This is a genomic window from Stenotrophomonas sp. YJH_SMC_64, from assembly GCF_059371375.1.
The window spans coordinates 137,399-155,492 of record NZ_JCAFUN010000005.1 but is presented as its reverse complement, the minus strand read 5'-3'; the positions used below and the strand labels follow the sequence as shown (position 1 = coordinate 155,492).

Here is an 18,094-nt window from a genome sequence, read left to right as displayed (position 1 = left end):
TCATTCCGTATAGTCGGTTTCAAGCGCTAGATTGCTGTAGGCCGCCAGGGTTGTGGGGTTCAGCGCCACGACCTTGAACTTGCCTCTGAACTCATCATCCATTCGCAGCGCAATCTGCTTGCGCTGGCCTGGCATCAGGGTCACGGTTCTGGTCGCAGGATTCACATCGCCGCCTGGGCGCGGCTCTCCCACCACGTTGCCCTTGCTATCCTGCGCTTCCAACAAGATCTCCACGCTCATGTCTTGCGAGAACATATCGTCGGCCACCAGTATCACTTCGATGACCGGCAATCGCGTAGTTATTCGTTTGGCGCCGTTCTTGTAGCTCAGCTCCACCACCACCTTGCGCAATTCCGCATGGACGGCGGTATCCAGCCTGGCCACCAGCACCGGCACAACGGCCTCGGCCAGGGATGCGCCGCCGTGGAAATACAGGTGCCCTGAGCGATAGGGCGCCATGCTGCGCGGCAGCGCCACTTGGGTGAAATCACCGCGAATGCCGACCTTCTCGGCGCTGACGACCAGGCTGTGACCATCTGCTGTGCCGTCGCCCAGCATCATGCGGTCATGGGCATTCACCGGCCATTTCCCCTGTGGTTTCACGCACACATCGCCAGCTTCTGCTTGTGCGTTCAGGAAGAAGCCGTGGTCGGTCACGATGACCGCCTCTTTGAAGCCCATGCCACGCAGCTTATGCAGTGCCACGCGGATCAGCTTGAGCGTGCCAGGGATCAGCCCGAGCGTTGTCTCGGGGTTGCTTTCCAGTTGGCTATCGATTTCCGTGGAGCGCAGCACCAGCAGATCGACGGTTTCGGCAATCTTCGGTTTACCGCGAACAAAATCGTTGAGCGGCATTTCCGCGAAGCGATCACCATACCGCTTGGCTAGCACACCCATGCGTTGCGGGACGTTGCTCACCGGCGCCCCTGCCAGCTTAGGCACCAGGGAATCGTTCTCCAGCGATAGAGTCAGCCCCGTGCGAGCACCCGGCAGCAAGCTCGCCATGCCCACCAGGGTGATGGTCGGTAGCTGCGCATAGGCCGCTTGCAGCTCGACGGGACCGTCTTCCGCCAGCAGCTTCTCAAGCGCCACACCCAACTCATAGCGCAAGGCATCCACCATCAAGTAGGCCACCTTACGGCCGCTTTCCTTAAGTCGATCCGCCACCAGGCGATCAAATGCGTCGGCGTTGGCCAGTCTCCCAGTCGGCGGCCACCCCGTAGTCTCTACGTGCTTCACAAACACGCCCTGAACCTTTTCCGCCAAGCGCCGATAGCGCGCCCGCGCTTGGCTGATCACTTCATGCATCAAGCCATGCGGGTCGAGGAAGTCCCCCGCCGCTTGCTCAAACTCGCGCTGCAGACGATCTGCTTCGCGCAGGCTGCCCAGGTAGAAGTCGATCAGCTCCGCTTGCGAGCGGGCGTGATCCGGTAGCTGGCGCTCAAAATCGTCGCAGGCCTCAACCAGGCTCAAGCCAGACCGCACCAGCTCCCACTGGGCCTGGCTTTCGCCCTTGCCGAGCCATACCGAACTCTTGTGGCGGGTCAGCACACGGCGCGTGGCATCGGTGTCGCCGCTGACAATGCCCTTGATCGCAGTTCGCAGGAAGGTCCGCTCCTCGAAGGGGAAGGTGTCGCGCTCGCCCAGGTCTTCAATCGCACCGCACAGATCGGTCAGGTTGAGCTCCGCCTCGGTGGTCTCGGCGCGCTCGATGTATATCGCGCGTGACTTCGGGTCGCTGCGCAGACGGTCGCACACATCCTCGACGATGGGTCTGGCTTCCATCGGTGCGTGCGGCACACCCTTCAGTGTGTCTGGCAGTGCCACTGGCAAATCGAACACGAATTCACTGAACAGCACATAGCGCCACAGTTCGTCCGCCAGGGCAGACCAGGTCTTGCCGCGGGTCTTCACGCTCAAGCCCAAGGTAGCACGGAGGAAATCCCGCGCCTCTTGCACCCAACCTTCCTGCCCCTTGAGCGCTTCGGCTTGGCTGGCACTCGGGGCCAGCAGTGCGGCCAGAATCTCGCGGCCAGACTCCACTCGCAGAGTGGCTCGCAACTGGGGCCAGCTCACGCCGCCGCCAATGGCGTCAATCACCGCATACTGCGGTCGTGGTTCGCGCACAAATAGGCTTCGAATTTCTGTCGCGTAATCTGGCTTAGCACGCAGGCACAGGCTCAGGTACTCGTCGCCATCGTCTTGCGGGAACACCGCGCCGCATTCTGCGTACAGCGCGAATGGATCAGCTTGCTTTTGCTCGTCTGTCTCTGGCCGCTTGGAGGGAACATAGATCAACACACCTTCCAAGGGCGCCTTGGGCTGTCCTACATCGCGCAGCGCCAGCAGCGCTGCCTCGCGGCTTTCGATGCTGCTTTCAGACGCATCTACCACCCGCACCTTGTCAGCCGCCAAGTCGAAACACAGCTCGCGGTAGCGCTTGTCGGCGTCGTACACCACTAAGCAGCCGGTTTGCTTTAAGCGCGGCCGCAGAACGCTCTCACGGATGAACTCAGCAATACTCATAGAGTTATCTTCCTCAACTCAAAATGGAAAAACCGGGTACGCAGACCCTGCCAGGGCTCCCGCATCTACTCTTCTTCCATCTGGCGTTTGAGGACGTGATAGCCAATGCAGTCCTGAAGACTCCAACGCTTTCGGGCGAACCTGCACAGTGCCTCTTCCTGTTTGTCACTGATCGTCCTATGCAGTTCAAGGAAGTAGTTTTTCGTACGAGGCCGTCGCTCTATTTCCTTCAATATTTTCTTAGCCTCACGGACCATGATCTTAACTTGCTGAAGGTCGGTTCCAGGCTCCTTATCCTTGCCAAGATAGTGTTCGATCTTGTCGTCAAGGCTTGCCTTTCCTGCCTGAATATTGACGCGGAGTTCAAGCAGAGTGAAATTACCTAAGCGACGCTTCTCAAAAGAGTCAACAGTCCGATCGTTCTCGCCCTTGCCACTCCGGTTTCCCACTGCCCAGCGATGCTCCACAGAAAGGAAGTCGGCGGACTTTCCCTCAGCTCTACTCAAAACAATTTTGTCTATTGGGATGGTCTTGTTGGGCTGAAGATACTGCTCGTAGCTCATCAAGAAATAGCGCAATCCCGTCCATCTGAAAAAGTCATCAGGAGAGTTCTTCTCAAGCCGGAAGGACTCCAAAAAACGCTCATCAGTGGCAAACCAAAGAGCGAACTCAACTAATCGATATTCGAGCGCCTGATCATCGTCCGTGAGGGTGTCTTTGCCCAGTTTTCGTTCATTCATAGGAACTGCCGAAAGCAGTTCCTTGTGGTAATAGGCAGCGGCATAATTGTAGAGATCGCCTTGACCGCTGTCATTGCGCTCGGTGATCTTGCGTGCCATGTAAACCCGAAAGTTCACTCGCTCTAGGATGCCAAGCAAACGACGAAGCATGGCTCCACGACCCTGGTTGCGGATAACCAACGCCAGGAACAATGGCATGATCGACGCATGCCGGTCCTGAGCTCGAAGTTGCTCAAGTAGCGGGCGGACTTCAGCTTCAACACCATCATGCTGCTGACCGAACAAGCGCGCGTACCACAGAGATGACACCTTCAAGAAGCCAACGAACTCCCGCATCGATTCGATTGCTTGGCTTTTAGCCGCTGAATCCACGGAATGTTCGGGCACCAGGCGCTTTTTGAGTAGGTCGTACCCGTATTGGCTATCGGTCTTGTTGGCCTTGAACTGCACTACCATGCAGTAGCGCAGAAAGGCGCCCTCTTCCGATGAACTGGTCTTCCCTGCCGCATTAAGATTCCTCAGGATTTCCGACCAGCTCTCATCGATCTCCTGCCGCAGGGTGGGTGCGTTGAGCTTTACGCAGCAGTAAATCAGATAGTTCTTTACTTTCTCGAGCTCACTAAGCTGTTTCCCTCTGTTGTTGATGACCTCGAACATGATGCCAGTCTCGGCATCTTCCTTGGGTGCGTACACCAGGAACCCCAAGCGGCTCTCGATGGTGGCTCGTAGTTGCTCCACTGTGGTTCCTGTGGCCAGCCGGCTCTTCATCCATGCCGTCACTTTCTGCTTTGCCGACAGAAGGCGTCTATGCGCCTCCAGCGCCATCGGCTCATGGCTGGCATCAGCGGAACCCATGATCACGCGCTCAAAGAATTGACGGGTGTCAGCATTCAGGCGCAGAACAAAGCGCTCAGAACCCAAGGCGCCCCGGCGCAGATAGAGCGCGTCGAAGGCACTGCGGCTCTCCACCGGTAGGTGTGTGGCCAAAGCGCGAAGAACAATCACCAATGTGGTCAACCTCTGCTGCCCGTCAACCACGTGGTACTCAACCGGCACCCCGTTTGTCGTCTCGAACAGGCTTAACACCAAGGTGCCGGTGTAATGCCGGTGCGAAGCACTGTCATTCAACAGGTGGTCGAGATCCTTGAGCATTTCGTCCACCTGCCGCTCGTCCCACGCGTACGCTCGTTGGTAGTCAGGAACGGTGAAATAGCGCTGCTCGAAGATCTCCGGCAAACACAACAGCTCAGCACCAAAGTTGGTACCGCTCAAGATGCCTCCCCCTTTCCTTTGCGCCCACGAGCTTTCTTGGGCGCGGACACTGGTTCTTCGTAAAGCGACTCCAAATGGTGTGCGATAGCCAGCGACTTGTCGGTCTTGCACTTCTCCCGTACGCGATCCGGCCAGTAGTTCATGGCCAGGTGTGCCCAGTCGTAGTCGCCTTTCTCCAGCTTGGCCCAGGTGTCCTTGAGCACCTTCTGCCAAGGTTTGTGGCGGAACAGCGACCACAGCGGCGCAGCGCTGATTTGCACGCCGTCGTCGTGGTTGGGCTTGTAGGTCGGCGCGAGCTTGAGCAGGGTGTCGCGCAACTCGATCAGTTCCTTCTCGAAATCATGCAAAGTTTCAAATTGCTTATCGTCGTCGCGAGTACGGGCAGAACCCTTGTTACGCAGCGCCGTCACATCGTCGCCGACTTGCTTGAGCTTGGGCTCAACGAAGTCATTGATCGCCGTGTACAGCGTCTGGCTGGTAAGACTGGGGTAATAGACCCACAGCGTGTAGTTGCCGGAGGTCGTGCTCATCGGCCAGTAGATGGGCGCTTTGCGGCGGCTCTTGGAATAGCGTTGCAGGTGAAAAGCGAAGAAGTCCCGCTGCTGCCAGCGGCGCACATCCTCCGGGACGGGCGCATCGACACGAGCAAGAACCTCCTCAGTCAGGCGCGCGAGATCGTGGGGATGACCTTGGTCGTCCACCAGGATGCCCGCATGCGCGTGGAAGGGAGCGGCACCGTCCGGGAGCATGCCGGGGCTCTTGGCTGGTAACGGGTCGAAGGGGGCGGGCTCGGCAGGTGCTGCGCGTTCGTTGGTGGCAAGGCGCCAATCGAATCGACCGAAGGCCACGCCCACGGCCCAACTCAGCAGGCCTGCCGTTTGATCTATGGGTGGGGCATCGTCCTCATCATCACCTTCGTCGTCCGCGCTGACTTCTGCATCGCCCTCATTCACCGCACCCTGGTCGCCCTGCACGGCAGCGCGGTCGGCATCTGAAAAGCCGTAGAGGTCGAAGGCGATGGCGTCGATCTCAGCCTGGATGCGTACCAGCTCCACATTGATGGCGGGTGGATCGTAATCCCCCAGACAAGCACGCAGCGCAGCAGGCAGCGCGAAGGCGTGAGAGGTTTCTTCAATGCTATCCAGCGAGCGCTTGAGCGACCACGCGCGGTGGGCTAAGACAGCCAGATCGGCTTGCTGACTCGAATTTAATTCTGGAACTGGCGTCTGTTGAATCAAGCCAACTTCATAAGATTGAGCTAGCTCAGTTCGTGCCAATTGCAGAGAAACCAAGTAGCCAAACGGCTTTGAGTTCAGTACAGCAGACAACCCCAACAGAGACAATTCATCATCAGAGCTTGAGAATCCCACAGGCCCCTTATGACCGAAAATGCATTGGGACGGTATTACCCTGAAACTCAATCCATTGGTTCGGAGTGGCCACGTTAACCCAGGACGGAAGAAAAATTTAGGCGCGGTGTCTTTCAACATCCAAACATTCGAGCGAATTCCGCCCTTTTCATTCAGGTTGTTCTTGATCTCTGCGCCATCGCTGGTCCAGTTGACCATCAGATATACGTCAGCATAGTGCTGAGAATGTGCGCCTCCCTTGGCGAAACAATACCAATCGGTGGCACTCGGCATTACCTCCCACCAAACACGGAGGAATCGATTGTCGTCAGCAGTCGCCAGCCCCTGTTTTGCTGTTCGCCCCTCCGACTCAAACCGAGTGTGTTTTATAAACGCCGAACGTATCGATTGATTAACCCAATAAGAAAATGGAGCGCCTGGAATAATCTTGAAATCAATAGGATCGGCGTGAAAAACACGATCATCGGATAAACCAGCACGACTTGCGCTAATGGCCGAAACCATTGCACTTTGCTTGTCGCTCTCCTTCATCAAGCGCAAAAATATCGTCATGCCGTTTTCTCCAAGACATAGGCTGCCGCCTCAACGGCTGCATCATCCATGACGCCAACACCGAGATCAGCAAAGGCATCGGGAGTGGATAGACCCAGCACTACATTTTCTCGCCACTTTTTGAAATCAGAGAGAAAGAAGCATGTCCGAGAAGTAATCGCACCAACCCGCCCACATGGGCGGAGCAGCTCTAGACCACGCTCAACGAAAATCGCTAGCAAGTCGTTTTTTGAGTTTGGATAACTTTTCGATAGACCATCTTTCACGCCAAGACTAAGCGCGCCAAAGGGCGGATTCATCACCACCACATCGAACACTTCACGGCACAGATCGATGAGCCGCAATCCTTGCAGGGCATCCTGAGCAAACAGGCGCCCCTGATACGTCGACTTGGCTGCCTGGGCGAATTCAGTGAGCGCCGTACGCAGACGAGCCTCCGCCTGCTGCCAGCTCTCTTGCTCCTGTTGGGCAAACAGGCCGGTGCCTTTGCCCACATAGACCTGGCGAATCAAGTGCGGCAACTCGCGCTCAACCTGGAGCAGCACGCCCAACTCCGGCAGCCCCTTGAGCAGTTGCAGGGTCTTCTCGAACAGCTCGGCATCGCGTTGATCAAGGTTGGCAGCAAACTGCTGGCGCAACTCACGCTCTGACGGCGGCGCAATGGCGGCGACCACATGACCGTGGCCAATCAGTGGGCGGTCCTTGGCCTTCACGCCGGCATCGTGCCAGGCACGCTGCGCCCGTAGCCACAGCGCCAACGAGGCGATTTGCGCGGCACGTGGGTCGATGTCCACGCCATAAATGTTGTGCTCGATGACCAGGCGCGGCACGTCGCGCAGATATGCCGCCTCGTCCTCATAGGTCTGGCTCAGTGGCTTGAGCGCTGCCTGAGGCTGGGTCGAAACATCGAGCGAGCCCGGTCCGTGCTGTTGCTCCCAGGCCCATGCCTCACGGTATATATCGGCGAACAGATCGAAGGCATACAGGCCGAAGTGCATGGAGCCGCAGGCTGGGTCCAGCAACTTGAGGGTGCGCGGGTCACGCAGCTTGGTGGCGGCTTGTGGCGTTTCGTCCGGTTTCACCAGCAAGTATTGGCAGCGATCGCGCAGGCCGGTGGCCCCGCCCGTGGCGTTGAACCAGAGACGCCCGAGGGTGTTGTCCACCAGAAACTCGACCACGTAGCGCGGCGTGAAGAACTGGTTGCGTACCGCCAGCTCGCGGCTGTTGCGCGGCGCCTGGCTGGCTTCGCGCATGGCCTTGCGCTCTTCCTTGGAGTTGAAGTACTGGTAGATCCAGCCGATGGTTTCGTCCTCGCTCCACAGCGGGGCGATGTCGGCATCGCTGATCAGGGTCAGCACTTGCAGCAGCGCCGCCTCGCGCGGGAACAGACGGCCCTGCGGCGAGTAGCGGTCGAACAGGCCGGGCAGGTCTTGCGCGAGTTCATCGAACACGCTGAACAGGTACACGCGGTAGGCATCGCCGGTCTCGCCCAGGCCGGTGCCGGCCAGGCGCGCGTAGAGCTGAAAGCCCTTGGCCTGGAAACCGTTGCCGACCGATTCAACCAGCAGTCCGCGCGCCTCCGCCATGCGCAGTGCGGCCAGGCGGTTCAGCACGGTAAAGGCCTGCTCGCGGACGATACGGTCCAGCCCCTGGGTGGCATTCATGTCGCCACTGGCGGTGTAGTGCGCCAGGGTGTCGCGCAGGATGCGGGCAGTTTCGCGCTGCGCGTCGTTGATATGGCGCAGGCTGGCCAGGTCAGCCACGGTGCCCGCGTTCGGGTCCATGCCGTAATCGTTCTGGAGCTGGCGGGTAAATTCCTCTTCCAGCACCCGGCGCGCATCGTTGACGAAGCGCTGCAGGCGGTTTCTTGTTGTTTGGTCGAAGGCCATCAATCGATTCCTATTGTTCTGTGACCGCTTGGAGCGAACCGGGCGCTTGCCAATCCTGGCCAAAGTGAGCGCGCAGGCTCTCGATGGCGGGCGGCAAAGCGCCGTCGCAGGTCACGCCCAGGTAGGTGGCCGCACGCGTGGTGCCCACGTACAGGTATTTGTCGAAGAGCGCTGGATGCAGTGAGGCGAGTTGGTCAATCCCCACGAAGAACACCGCTTCGAACTCCAGGCCTTTGATGTGTTGGATGTCGAACACGCGCACGTTGCTTTCCTGGCCCACCGACTGACCCTCGCGGCAGGCAATGACCTGGATGTTGTGTTCGGACAGGGCTTCGTTCAGCGCCTCAGCCACTGGCGCCACATCGTCTTCGGCATTCACAAAGATGGCGGTGGACGGCAGCTGGCCGACGAAACGCTCAATCTCTCGGATGCGATCTGCGAGCCAACTGACAACGATTGCCGTGTCCGTTGCGTGCTCCAGGAGCGCGGGCGCTACGCCACCACTGTCCACATGCGCGGGCAAGCTGACGTTCTGCTCGGTGCCGCCGACAGCGCGAATCATGGCGCGAGCCAGATCGTTCAGTTGCTTGCTCTGCCGGTAGGAGACGGTGATCTCTTTGATGTCGAAGTCGGCAAAGACCCACTTCATTTCATCGGCGGATCGCGCACCCCAGGTGGTCAGGCGCTGGTTGAAATCGCCGCAAGCAAAGAACGAGCGCAGCCGTGGATGTGCCAGGGCGGCCATGCAGGCAAGCTGGATAGGCGAAAAGTCGGTCGCTTCATCCACCAAAACCTGGTTGCGGTAGTGCCCCAGGATGGGCTGGAGTGCCGACCAAGCGGGGCTGTCGATATCGCGCTGCACGTTGGGCCGGCTGATCAAGTCGCCTGCGGCGCGCAGGATGGCGAGCAGCACAATGTCCAGTTCGAGCGGATTGATATCGCGGGCTTCGAAGCCTTCGTTGCGATACCAGCTCCCGGCTTGCTGGCGTTCGCGCCGGAACGCGCGGTAGCGCTTGGGAATGCCGTCGAGATAGCGCTTGACCGGGTTCACGAAGCGGCGCGCATTGGTCTGCACCAGTAGGCTCGTACCCACCTGAGCGCGATCGGTTTCCGTCAGGCCGTGATCGGCCAGCCACTCGATGATTTTGCCGTTACGCGACGTCTTGCTGACCGCACGCTTGGAGGCTGCAGATCGGGCTTGGGCTCGCACCGCTTGCATGTAAGCGTTGAGAGCGGCGGCACGACCGGTGCGCGGTGCTGTGGTGTCTTCTTCCTCGTCGGCATCGAGATCGTCTTGCTCGTCGGCATCGGTGGCCTGGGCTTGCTGCAGGCCATCAATGAAGCGTGCCAACTCATCCAGGAACGCCCGGTTGCGGTTGAGCTGGAGGTTGAGCGCGGCTTTGATCTTGCCGTCGGATGCGTCCTTCAGGCTGGTGACGAGCGCCTGCACCTTGGGGAGCTCGGCTGCCAGCGATCCGAAGGTGGACGCCAACGCGCCATCGCCCGCTTGCGGAAGGATGTTGTGCAGCCGCTCGCCCAAGCTCTGGACTTCTGGCACCTTGGCTTCGCGGAGCATGTTGGCCGCTTCATGCAGCTCTTGCACGTAGGCGTTGCGCTGCCATGTGTTGAAATCGTCGAACCACTGAATCGGGCGATCCAGCGCCCCTGCGCTCAGGCTTGGCAGGCTGTCTTTCAGGACAAAAGTGCCACCACCCGATGCGGTTCTGAGGACACCGAAAGCGTTTCTGGCCAGCTCGCGCCGGTAGTCTTGCCAGGTTCTAATACGCAGATCGGAGGCAGGAACGCCTTCACGCGCAAAGGCCTCCTTGAGGTACTGCTTGAGCAATTCGGTGGGCGTGAACATCAGCCAACTGTTGGCGTGCGCGACGCCCTGGGCAGTAGCCACCGTCTCAACCAGACGTTGTTCGCCTTCCTCCAGGAAGTCGGTGTCGAGCTTCTGGCCAAGGCGGCGGATTAGGGTTGTCGTCTTACCCGTGCCGGGCGGGCCAAGAATCAGCAAGCGCTTGTCGAGGGGAAGACGGAAGATCTCATCCTGGTACTGATCCAGAACGGGCTGATCGCGCAGCCCCATCTTGGTGATGACGCTGCGGCGCACGCCGTCGATGATGTTGGCCTTGACGGTTTCTTCGGCCAGCAGTTGACCCAGGAGGTCTTCGGTGACTTCTTCTCCGACAACCTCAGTTAGTAGCGCTCGCAGCGACTCGATGGTAAGTGGGCCGAAATGCTCGGCTTCCACCACGGTATCGCGCGAATCCCAGCCATCGGCCAGTGCGGTGGGTCGGAGTTGGGCGCGCTCCAACACCTCGACAACGGTGCCATTGGGCAGGGTGAATTCAGCCCCAATCGCCAAAGAGGCCAGACGACCAACCGGGGCGCGGTAACTGGCCAGATTTTGGAAGCCAGAAACCGGTGTGGTTCGGCAGATGTAATAGGTGCGCTCGTCGCCTTCCTCATCCACAACAACGACACGAGCGATCGCAGGCTCAGCCGCCAAAATCTGATAGCTCTCTCGGTTGGCCTGGCTGATCTGATCCAGTTTCTGGATGGCCGAACTGGACGTCATCGTATTGACGCTCGCCAAGGCATCGGAGCCCAGCATTCGCCCATCGTGCAGATTGCGTTTTGCAGCTGTAGCGATGCTGTCGAGCTGGGTGAGCGCCTCGCCAGCGACCTGCTCGATGTGCTGCCTGGATTCGGTGGTCAGCTCCATGCTCAGCTCCCACCCGTTCCAGGCTGTTCACCCACGACAAGAGACACTTCGATCTCGGCATACAGAGCGAGTTGAGCCTTGATTTCATGAAGCTGTTGAATCAGCGCGTCGATGTCTGCCGCAGAGGTCATCTTCACCGGCACAGCGATCGATTTGGTGAGCTTCGCCGGACCTTTCTCGCCGGTCTTGGCCCGCTCTTCCTCCATGCGCTTGCGCAGGCGCTCCTGCCCTTGGCGCTGGATGGAGCGCTTCAGATCTTCGAGGGTACTGTTGATGTCGTAGTCCCGGGCCAGCAGCTTCTTGAGTCCGGCCAGATCCTGTGTGGCGGCCAGGGCGAGCCCGTCCAGCCGATTCACGGCGTTGCCGCGCTCCTCCTGGGTGAGCTCTTCCCACTCGGGGATGCGCTGCAGATCCTCGACACCTTCCTTCAAACGCAGCTTTTGCTGATCGGAGAGCGTGATGACCGCATCGCGCACGCGGCCCTTCAGATGGGTGAGCTGCGAATTGAAGTCGGCGGTGTGTTTGTAGAAGTCTTCTTTGCCCAGGCGCTCTGACAGGGTTCCCAAGTCTTCGGTAAGTTCGCGGCGCAGCTCTCCTGGCACGCCAGTGTCCGGCAAGGCTTCGATGTCGCGACGATGAGCTTGCAAGTCACGCAAGGTAGCGTCGAGCCCATTGTCGAGCGCCCGCTTCACTTCGAGTGCCCACTTGAGGTTGTCGTAAATGGCTGACGTTTCGGCACCCAACCGCTGAGGGGCGTCGGAGGCATCAGTGAACAAGACGTCGGCAATGTCCTGATTCAAGGTGCGGATGCGATCGCTGCCCGCCAGGCCGAGGCCACTGAGCTTTTCGGCCAAGGAGCCATAGTCGTGCTGGAAGCGCGGAAAATGCTTCGCCGCCGCCTTGCTGATCTCTTGTTCCAGCGGGATCACCATGTCGCCGACCAGCTCGGTGAGTCGTTCCGCCGCCCGGCCGAGGGTTTCAATGGACGGGCGCTCGTCGCGCAAGGCGACGCCGATCTGCTTGAAGGAGTTGTTGGTCTTCAGGGCATCGATGGCCTGCTGGCCGGCGGCTGTGACCTCTCGCCCGGATACCTTGAGCTTGATTTCGCCCGCCATGAGCATGGCGGCCACGATGTAGCGCGTGGTATCAGGTGACCAGCCAAACGGATCGCTGCTGAAGTCGTCGAGCAAGCGCTTGCCATCGACGGTGCCGCGCTTGTCGATGTAGTCGCGGATGCTGATCATCGCTTTATGGTCGGTTTTGAACGAGGCACGACCGGCCACGGTTTGCACCAAACCGAGCGGGTCCAGCGCGCTGCTGATGGCCGCGGGGTTGGCGACTTTCAGGAACTTCTCGGCGGTGTCGGTTCCAGCGCGCACCGGCGCTTCGACATAGCGGTCGAACACCTGGTCGGCCACGTCAGAGAGCAACTTTTTGGCTGCCTCCAGCAAATCAGAATCCAGTGCCGACACCGCCGTGGCCTGGCCGCGGAACACAAACGAGCCGGCTTGCAGAGTTTGTTTGATCTTGCTCTGGAGCTGGGTCGCCAGCTTGGCAGCGCGGTCGAGCTGGCCGGTGCAGTAGTCCTTGACCTCTTGGTCAGGCTCGTTGCGGTGCAGTTCGGCGATGCGCTGGCAGCGATAAATTTCGTTCGCCAGATCGTCGAGTTCTGAATTGGCGCGAGCCAAGAGCCCGATGACGTTCCGACCCGCACGGCTGCGGGAGTCGTCCAGCATGCGGTTCTTGGCGGCCTCGTAGTCGCTGGCAGGCACCAACTCAACGACAGTTTGAATAGTGCTCTGATCACCGGCCAGGCTGGTGATGGCACTGCCGGCCTGGACCTTCAGACCCGTTGCCACGGCCATTGTGCCGTGGTGGCTGACACGCGGCAGCGGATCGAAGGACTCGCGCAATGCATCGTTGAAGATGCGCTTTACATCGACAGTGCGTAGTGCAATGGCACCTCGCTCTTGTTCGATGTCACGCAGCTTCTCGCTGAGGAAGACGAGGTTGCCATCCTTCTCGCCGAGTGGCACATACTTGTCAGCCAACATCTCCTCAACAGCCTGCCTGACCGTGTCAACCTGAGACGGCGCAGTAATGGATGGGTGCATTAGGCTGCTAACGTTCTGAACAGTGACTGGCAGGTTCCCAAGGATCTGCAACACGGCGATAGTCTTCGCAATGCTTTGATGCAATTCAGAATCGTGGAATCGATCCCCGACACCTCTACTCACCGCCTGATGGATAGACGGAAATGCGCGGCGGATGTCCTTTTCAAGTTCGTCATACAGCGTCACCGTGGTGGCCAGCCAGCCCACCGGCTGATCGGCCATTGCCTTGGAACCGCCTTCACCTTTCAGCACGTCCTGAATCACCTTGATCGCGGAACGCAGACCAATACCACCAGTGGACTTGGCGAGCGCACCCAGCAGGTGCAGCAGGATGTCGAAATGCGCCGGCAGGAATGGGTAGAGATTGGTGAAGCTCTCTTTGCTGAAGTCCGCGTCATAATACTTGGCGTCTTGCAACTTGGTGTTGTGTCGCAGCGCCTGACCATGGGCATCGAACAGCTTGCCAAGTTCGGTCTCGCCCGCAGGCGATTTGCCGAGCAGACGGCGATAGCAGATCTCTTTGATGTCGCTCGATTCGAGGTCGATCTGGATCGGGAAGCGGTCTTTCAGCTTGTAAAGCTTGTCTGAGTTCAGTGCGGCGCGTGGGTCGTCCTCAGTGAGGGTCTGCTGCGCAGTGGAGATGATCCAGGCCTTGCCGTCACCCAGCCGCTTGAGGTTCTTTGCCAGGCCATCGAGGTTGAGGATCAGGTTGTCGCGAGAGGCCACGTACTGACCGACCTCGTCGACAATGAAAATGATGTTCTGCTTGCCGCTTTTTTCGCGGACGATGTCGATCATCTCCTGCACGCGCTGGTCTTCGAACTGGAAGAAGCCCTCGGTGCTGGAAGAGAAGGACTTGGTCTCTGGGAAGAGGGCCGGGTACATCTCATGGGCGATCTTTGGGATCAAGCCATCGATGGCCAGTGGGTTGTTCTGCACGCGAGCCCAGGTGGCACCTGGCAGCGCTTGAGCGATGCGCTCATGCAGTTCGGGCGTACGGCCGTCCTTCTCGACCATGCGCTCAAAAGCGGCAACCTTCAGGTTGCGCGAGTAGCCCGCCCACTGCAGAACCTTGAAGTAGAGGACGGTGGAAACGTCTTCCATCGTGGCGCCGGCGAGCATTTCGCTGGCGAGGTCGAGCATGACCACAGCGGCAGGGAAGCGCTTCGCGACTGTGCTGAGAAGGGCCTTGGTTTGTGGCTTGTGCAGGCGGTCCTGCAGATAATTGATGAACGGCGTGCCGTCGATGGTGCGCTGATCGTCAAACGCCAGGCCGAGGTACTTGGTGAACGAGCTCTTACCGGAGCCGTAGAAGCCTGAAACCCAGACGCCCACCTCGTTTTCACCACCGGACTCCATCGCGAGCTGCATGCGATCGAGGAGCTTGCGAAACTGCTCCTCAATGCTTTCGGTGACCACGTATTCGGAGATCTCAGCCTTGAGGCGGCCTTCTTGCGAGGCGCCATAGGTGATGACCTTCTCAATGGTCCGGTAGATGTCCTTGCTTGGGTCGAAGAGTGAGCGAATGGTCATAGGTTTATCCCAGGGTTCTTTTGTCTGTTCAGCCGCCGACGTGGACAGAGCGGTAATTGCCGTCTTCCGGGTAGAAGCCGAGAAACTTCAGGCGCGTCTTGCCGGTTCGCACGCCGGGGTACAGAAAAATCGTCGGCACATGAAACTTGCCCTGGAGCTGGCTTTCGATGGCGCCGATGCGCATAAACGGATGCAGTGCCTCAAGGTCCGTTACCAAGAGCAGCGCGTTCTGCTGGCCTTCGAGCGGCTGCAAGGCATCCTCAAGTCGCTTCAACAGGCCGTTATCAGCCGTCAGAATGTCCGCCAGCGCCTTGTTGGTACGCGGCCAATCCAGCGGAGCGGACTTGTCCTCCATCACGCACAGCGACCAAAACGGGTCGTCTTTGAGCAGGGCCCAGATCTGTTCAGCGATGGAGAATGTGTGCACGTCCCAGCCTTCCTGATGCAGCTTGGCCACCCAAGCGGGCGTTTGCCGCTTCACCTCGAGGATCTGCTCTGGTGGGAAGACGAGGTAGTAAATCGGCTCGAAGCTCGCATGACTGAGCTCACGCCCGTGGCGGATACGCTCGCGCAACTCGTCGAAATCAGCTTTGAGTGAGGACATCGCAGAGCGCCTCCATGTCTTGTTGTTTCCAGCTGATACGGATCACGTCGCCGGCAGCCTGGACGATGAGCAACCCCTTCAGCGAGAGTCGTTTGATTTCCTCCAGCACGTCCTCGCGCGCCAGGCCAAATAACTGCCAGTCTTCGTGGGTCAGCAGAGCGTTGTCGCCGACGCCCCTAAAGTGCAGATCGTAAGCGAGGTAGGCGCTCACGGACGGCGATATGCGAAACGGCAGGATGCGGCGACTAGTTCGCCGCCCACCTTCGAGCATGCCGTAGTCAGCACAACAGCCTGTGAGGTATCCGGAGACGTTTCGAATCATCGACTCCGACCATCGCTTAGTCGTCTTGCCATCATCGATCCCGCGCTCGACGAAGGCGCGCGCGTCCTCGTTTGTAATTTGTGAGTGTCCGCCTGCGTATCGAGCCCAGTAAACGTTGCGCACGAAGTCGCCCAGGATAAGATTGGCGCGACTCGTAAACACGAGCATGAGCTGCGTCAGGTCGGCAGTAGGCAGTGTTGAAGAGAGTCGTTTTAGGTGGGCGGCTGGGGCTCCGCCTCCCACCAAGTAGCGCGGAGCAAAGCACTCGACGACGATGTTGCGGAGCCGGCGCGCGGTGACAGTAGGAAATCGTCCCGACTCCAGAGCGACCTGATGTAACTGATTTACCGACATGCCAGGCGACCAAAGGTCGAGCAGCATTTTGGTCTCGTCAACCAGGCCGAGTCCTGCCCCCAGTTGGCTCGTGTAGGGCTTGTTGTCGGCCACGATCACCCCACCAGATACGGATAAGTTTTGGTGTTCTGCGTGAACGCAGATAGATAGGCCGCAGCGATAGCCTTCAGGGTGTCGGTGGAATCGAGATCCTTGATGCCCCCGACCGCCGTTGGACCAACGCTGGACGTGCCGCCCGTGGCAGCCAATCGCTTCAACGCATCCAGCGCAGCCTCTTTGTTTTGTGGCGCCTGGCTGGCGAGTTCTTCTCCCACGCTGCTTTGCACGGTCGCGTGCAGGTCTTGCTCGACCTCTTCGGGCAACCGGAACAGGTGGTAGCTACCCACGCTCAAATGCTCGTCGTGCAATCGTCTGGCTGCTTCCAGCACACCGTGGTACTGAGCGAGGCGAGACGTTTTCGAGAAGACCGGCTCCAGGAAGAGCTTGCTTGATGCCTCATAGAACGCCGTTGGCCACCAGGCGTACTGAGCACGCTCGCCAAGGAAGCCGACAAGCATCCTCATCTGCAGCAATGTCGGTAGGTAGGATTCTTTCATCTCAATTCTCGTCATTCGTTTGTTCTACCGACGCGACCGGCGCCGGCACTGGTAGCCAGTGTTCAGTCACATTCCGCTCCTGCTCGGGCCGCATCCAAGGGTGCATACCCTGGTGCCAGCACGGCGTTCTTGACGCCGTACAAGGCCAAGTGGTCCTTCAGCCATAGTCTGTACTCCGGCCCACGAAGGCTGTGGTCTGCGGAGCAGTCGACGCTCCACTTGCGCAGGATGTAGCCGGCAGTCGCTGCCCGAAGCTTCATCTTCACCATGCCGCCAGTCATGCCGTAATCCATCTCCGCGATCTCGGGACGCGGTTGATTGGGGTGCGGCACCAACTCCAGTTCGACGATCCGGGTCCACTGAATGTCTTGATCACTGGCCTCGTGGGGCGCCACGGGCTGACCCTTGAGCACCACCGGGCGCTTGATCCGAGTGATGACGAAATCCCGGAACTCCTGCGACTTTCGGTCGAATGCACGGACGTGCCAACGGAGGCCGCTGTCGATCAGCGCGAACGGGACGATCTCACGTTCAGTGCGGCCACTGGAGATGGAGTGGTACTCGATGCCGAGCGGACACTCCTGGTGAATCGCACGGGTCACGCTCGCCAGTACATCCAGATCCGGATGCGTGAGCCGTGACGGGCTCTCGCTGGCTACCCACGCCTTGAGCCGCATCGGCTCACCATCGCCAAAGCCCTGGGTCAGCCACGACAGCAACCGCTCTGGGGGAAAGTCGAATACGGGCCGGAAGTCCGGCCCCAAGACGTAGGACTTGCCCTTGGGGTCGTAGTCGATGTTGCCCGGGGCCAACTCCTTGTACAGCGCCAGATCCCTGGATGCGGCGGCGGACTGGATGCCAAACCGCGTGACCAAGTCCTGACGGCGTATCTCCCCGATGAAGCGCACGCGCAACTCCACAAACGCGAGCCGGTCGCGTTGTGGCTGGGTTAGATCTGCAAGCTGTTCGTTCGTCATCCGTGCGATACCGGGGAAAGATCACTCATCCGGGTCAGTAATTCCTTGTACGAGTTCTAGGGGAAAGCCTGCGGTCTGCCGGCAACCACCCAAACACTACCCATCATGATCACACAAGGGCTGCATTTTGATAACCATCCCCGTTCGAGGCAGCCCATCCACCTGCAGATCTCTGCAGAGCGGCCATCAGGACGCTACGGCACCAAGATCACCACCATAACCAGCTGCTGCCGATGGCCCTCATCGCAACAGGGAGTCTTGAGCTTGTAGAAAAGTTGAAGCGATCGTACAGCACGCTTTGCAGCACAGATCCAACGCATCTGTGTGCCACATCGATATAAGTGCTTCGAGGGACCGCGCCCTGCCCGCTTGGCTCCTATGGCATCCAAACGCTCTGACCAGCAAGGCAGACGCGCCCCCCGTCCAGATGGATCCAGCAGCAGCCAGCCCCCAATGGCATACCAGATGGCATACCAGCCAAGCCGAAAATGAAAAAAGCCCTTGAAATTCAAGG

At 59.3% G+C, this 18,094-nt stretch carries 10 protein-coding genes; all 10 read right to left on the bottom strand.

The features are described 5' to 3' along the window. Positions 1-2,526, bottom strand: coding sequence for a PglZ domain-containing protein (locus AC5P9L_RS06900; RefSeq protein WP_495230580.1), 2,526 nt, complete (start codon positions 2,524-2,526; stop codon positions 1-3). Positions 2,527-2,591: 65 nt separating this feature from the next. Continuing rightward, a complete protein-coding gene (locus AC5P9L_RS06895) occupies positions 2,592-4,538 on the bottom strand; it encodes a DUF262 domain-containing protein (RefSeq protein ID WP_495230579.1) in 1,947 nt (648 codons plus the stop codon). Further along, positions 4,535-6,460, bottom strand: coding sequence for a BREX-1 system adenine-specific DNA-methyltransferase PglX (locus tag AC5P9L_RS06890; protein ID WP_495230578.1), 1,926 nt, complete (start codon positions 6,458-6,460; stop codon positions 4,535-4,537). The genes AC5P9L_RS06895 and AC5P9L_RS06890 overlap by 4 nt, the downstream gene beginning before the upstream one ends. Then, entirely contained in the window at positions 6,457-8,349 is a 1,893-nt protein-coding gene (locus tag AC5P9L_RS06885) for an Eco57I restriction-modification methylase domain-containing protein (RefSeq protein ID WP_495230577.1), read from the bottom strand. Before AC5P9L_RS06885 ends, AC5P9L_RS06890 begins: the two co-directional genes overlap by 4 nt. 10 nt (positions 8,350-8,359) lie before the next feature. Next, the gene (locus tag AC5P9L_RS06880) at positions 8,360-11,080 is read right to left on the bottom strand and encodes an ATP-binding domain-containing protein (RefSeq protein ID WP_495230576.1); all 2,721 of its coding nucleotides are present in this window, start codon (positions 11,078-11,080) and stop codon (positions 8,360-8,362) included. Between the two features lie 2 nt (positions 11,081-11,082). Continuing rightward, positions 11,083-14,727: a BREX system P-loop protein BrxC gene (gene brxC / locus AC5P9L_RS06875; RefSeq protein WP_495230575.1), complete on the bottom strand. Its 3,645-nt coding sequence runs from the start codon at positions 14,725-14,727 to the stop codon at positions 11,083-11,085. 28 nt (positions 14,728-14,755) lie between these two features. After that, complete coding sequence (locus AC5P9L_RS06870) at positions 14,756-15,331, bottom strand: BREX protein BrxB domain-containing protein (RefSeq protein ID WP_313642356.1); 576 nt, start codon at positions 15,329-15,331, stop codon at positions 14,756-14,758. Next, positions 15,312-16,100: a DUF1819 family protein gene (locus AC5P9L_RS06865; RefSeq protein ID WP_495230574.1), complete on the bottom strand. Its 789-nt coding sequence runs from the start codon at positions 16,098-16,100 to the stop codon at positions 15,312-15,314. The genes AC5P9L_RS06870 and AC5P9L_RS06865 overlap by 20 nt, the downstream gene beginning before the upstream one ends. 2 nt (positions 16,101-16,102) lie before the next feature. Beyond that, positions 16,103-16,603: a BrxE family protein gene (locus AC5P9L_RS06860; RefSeq protein WP_495230573.1), complete on the bottom strand. Its 501-nt coding sequence runs from the start codon at positions 16,601-16,603 to the stop codon at positions 16,103-16,105. A gap of 62 nt (positions 16,604-16,665) precedes the next feature. Then, positions 16,666-17,580: a helix-turn-helix transcriptional regulator gene (locus AC5P9L_RS06855; protein ID WP_495230572.1), complete on the bottom strand. Its 915-nt coding sequence runs from the start codon at positions 17,578-17,580 to the stop codon at positions 16,666-16,668. Between the last annotated feature and the right edge of the window lie 514 nt (positions 17,581-18,094).

Bases quoted from the DNA above. Each gene is read 5' to 3' on its own strand.
- AC5P9L_RS06855 (WP_495230572.1), bottom strand. From the start codon at position 17,580: ATGACGAACGAACAGCTTGCAGATCTAACCCAGCCACAACGCGACCGG.
- AC5P9L_RS06860 (WP_495230573.1), bottom strand. From the start codon at position 16,603: ATGAAAGAATCCTACCTACCGACATTGCTGCAGATGAGGATGCTTGTC.
- AC5P9L_RS06870 (WP_313642356.1), bottom strand. From the start codon at position 15,331: ATGTCCTCACTCAAAGCTGATTTCGACGAGTTGCGCGAGCGTATCCGC.
- AC5P9L_RS06890 (WP_495230578.1), bottom strand. From the start codon at position 6,460: ATGACGATATTTTTGCGCTTGATGAAGGAGAGCGACAAGCAAAGTGCA.
- AC5P9L_RS06885 (WP_495230577.1), bottom strand. From the start codon at position 8,349: ATGGCCTTCGACCAAACAACAAGAAACCGCCTGCAGCGCTTCGTCAAC.
- AC5P9L_RS06900 (WP_495230580.1), bottom strand. From the start codon at position 2,526: ATGAGTATTGCTGAGTTCATCCGTGAGAGCGTTCTGCGGCCGCGCTTA.
- AC5P9L_RS06880 (WP_495230576.1), bottom strand. From the start codon at position 11,080: ATGGAGCTGACCACCGAATCCAGGCAGCACATCGAGCAGGTCGCTGGC.
- brxC (WP_495230575.1), bottom strand. From the start codon at position 14,727: ATGACCATTCGCTCACTCTTCGACCCAAGCAAGGACATCTACCGGACC.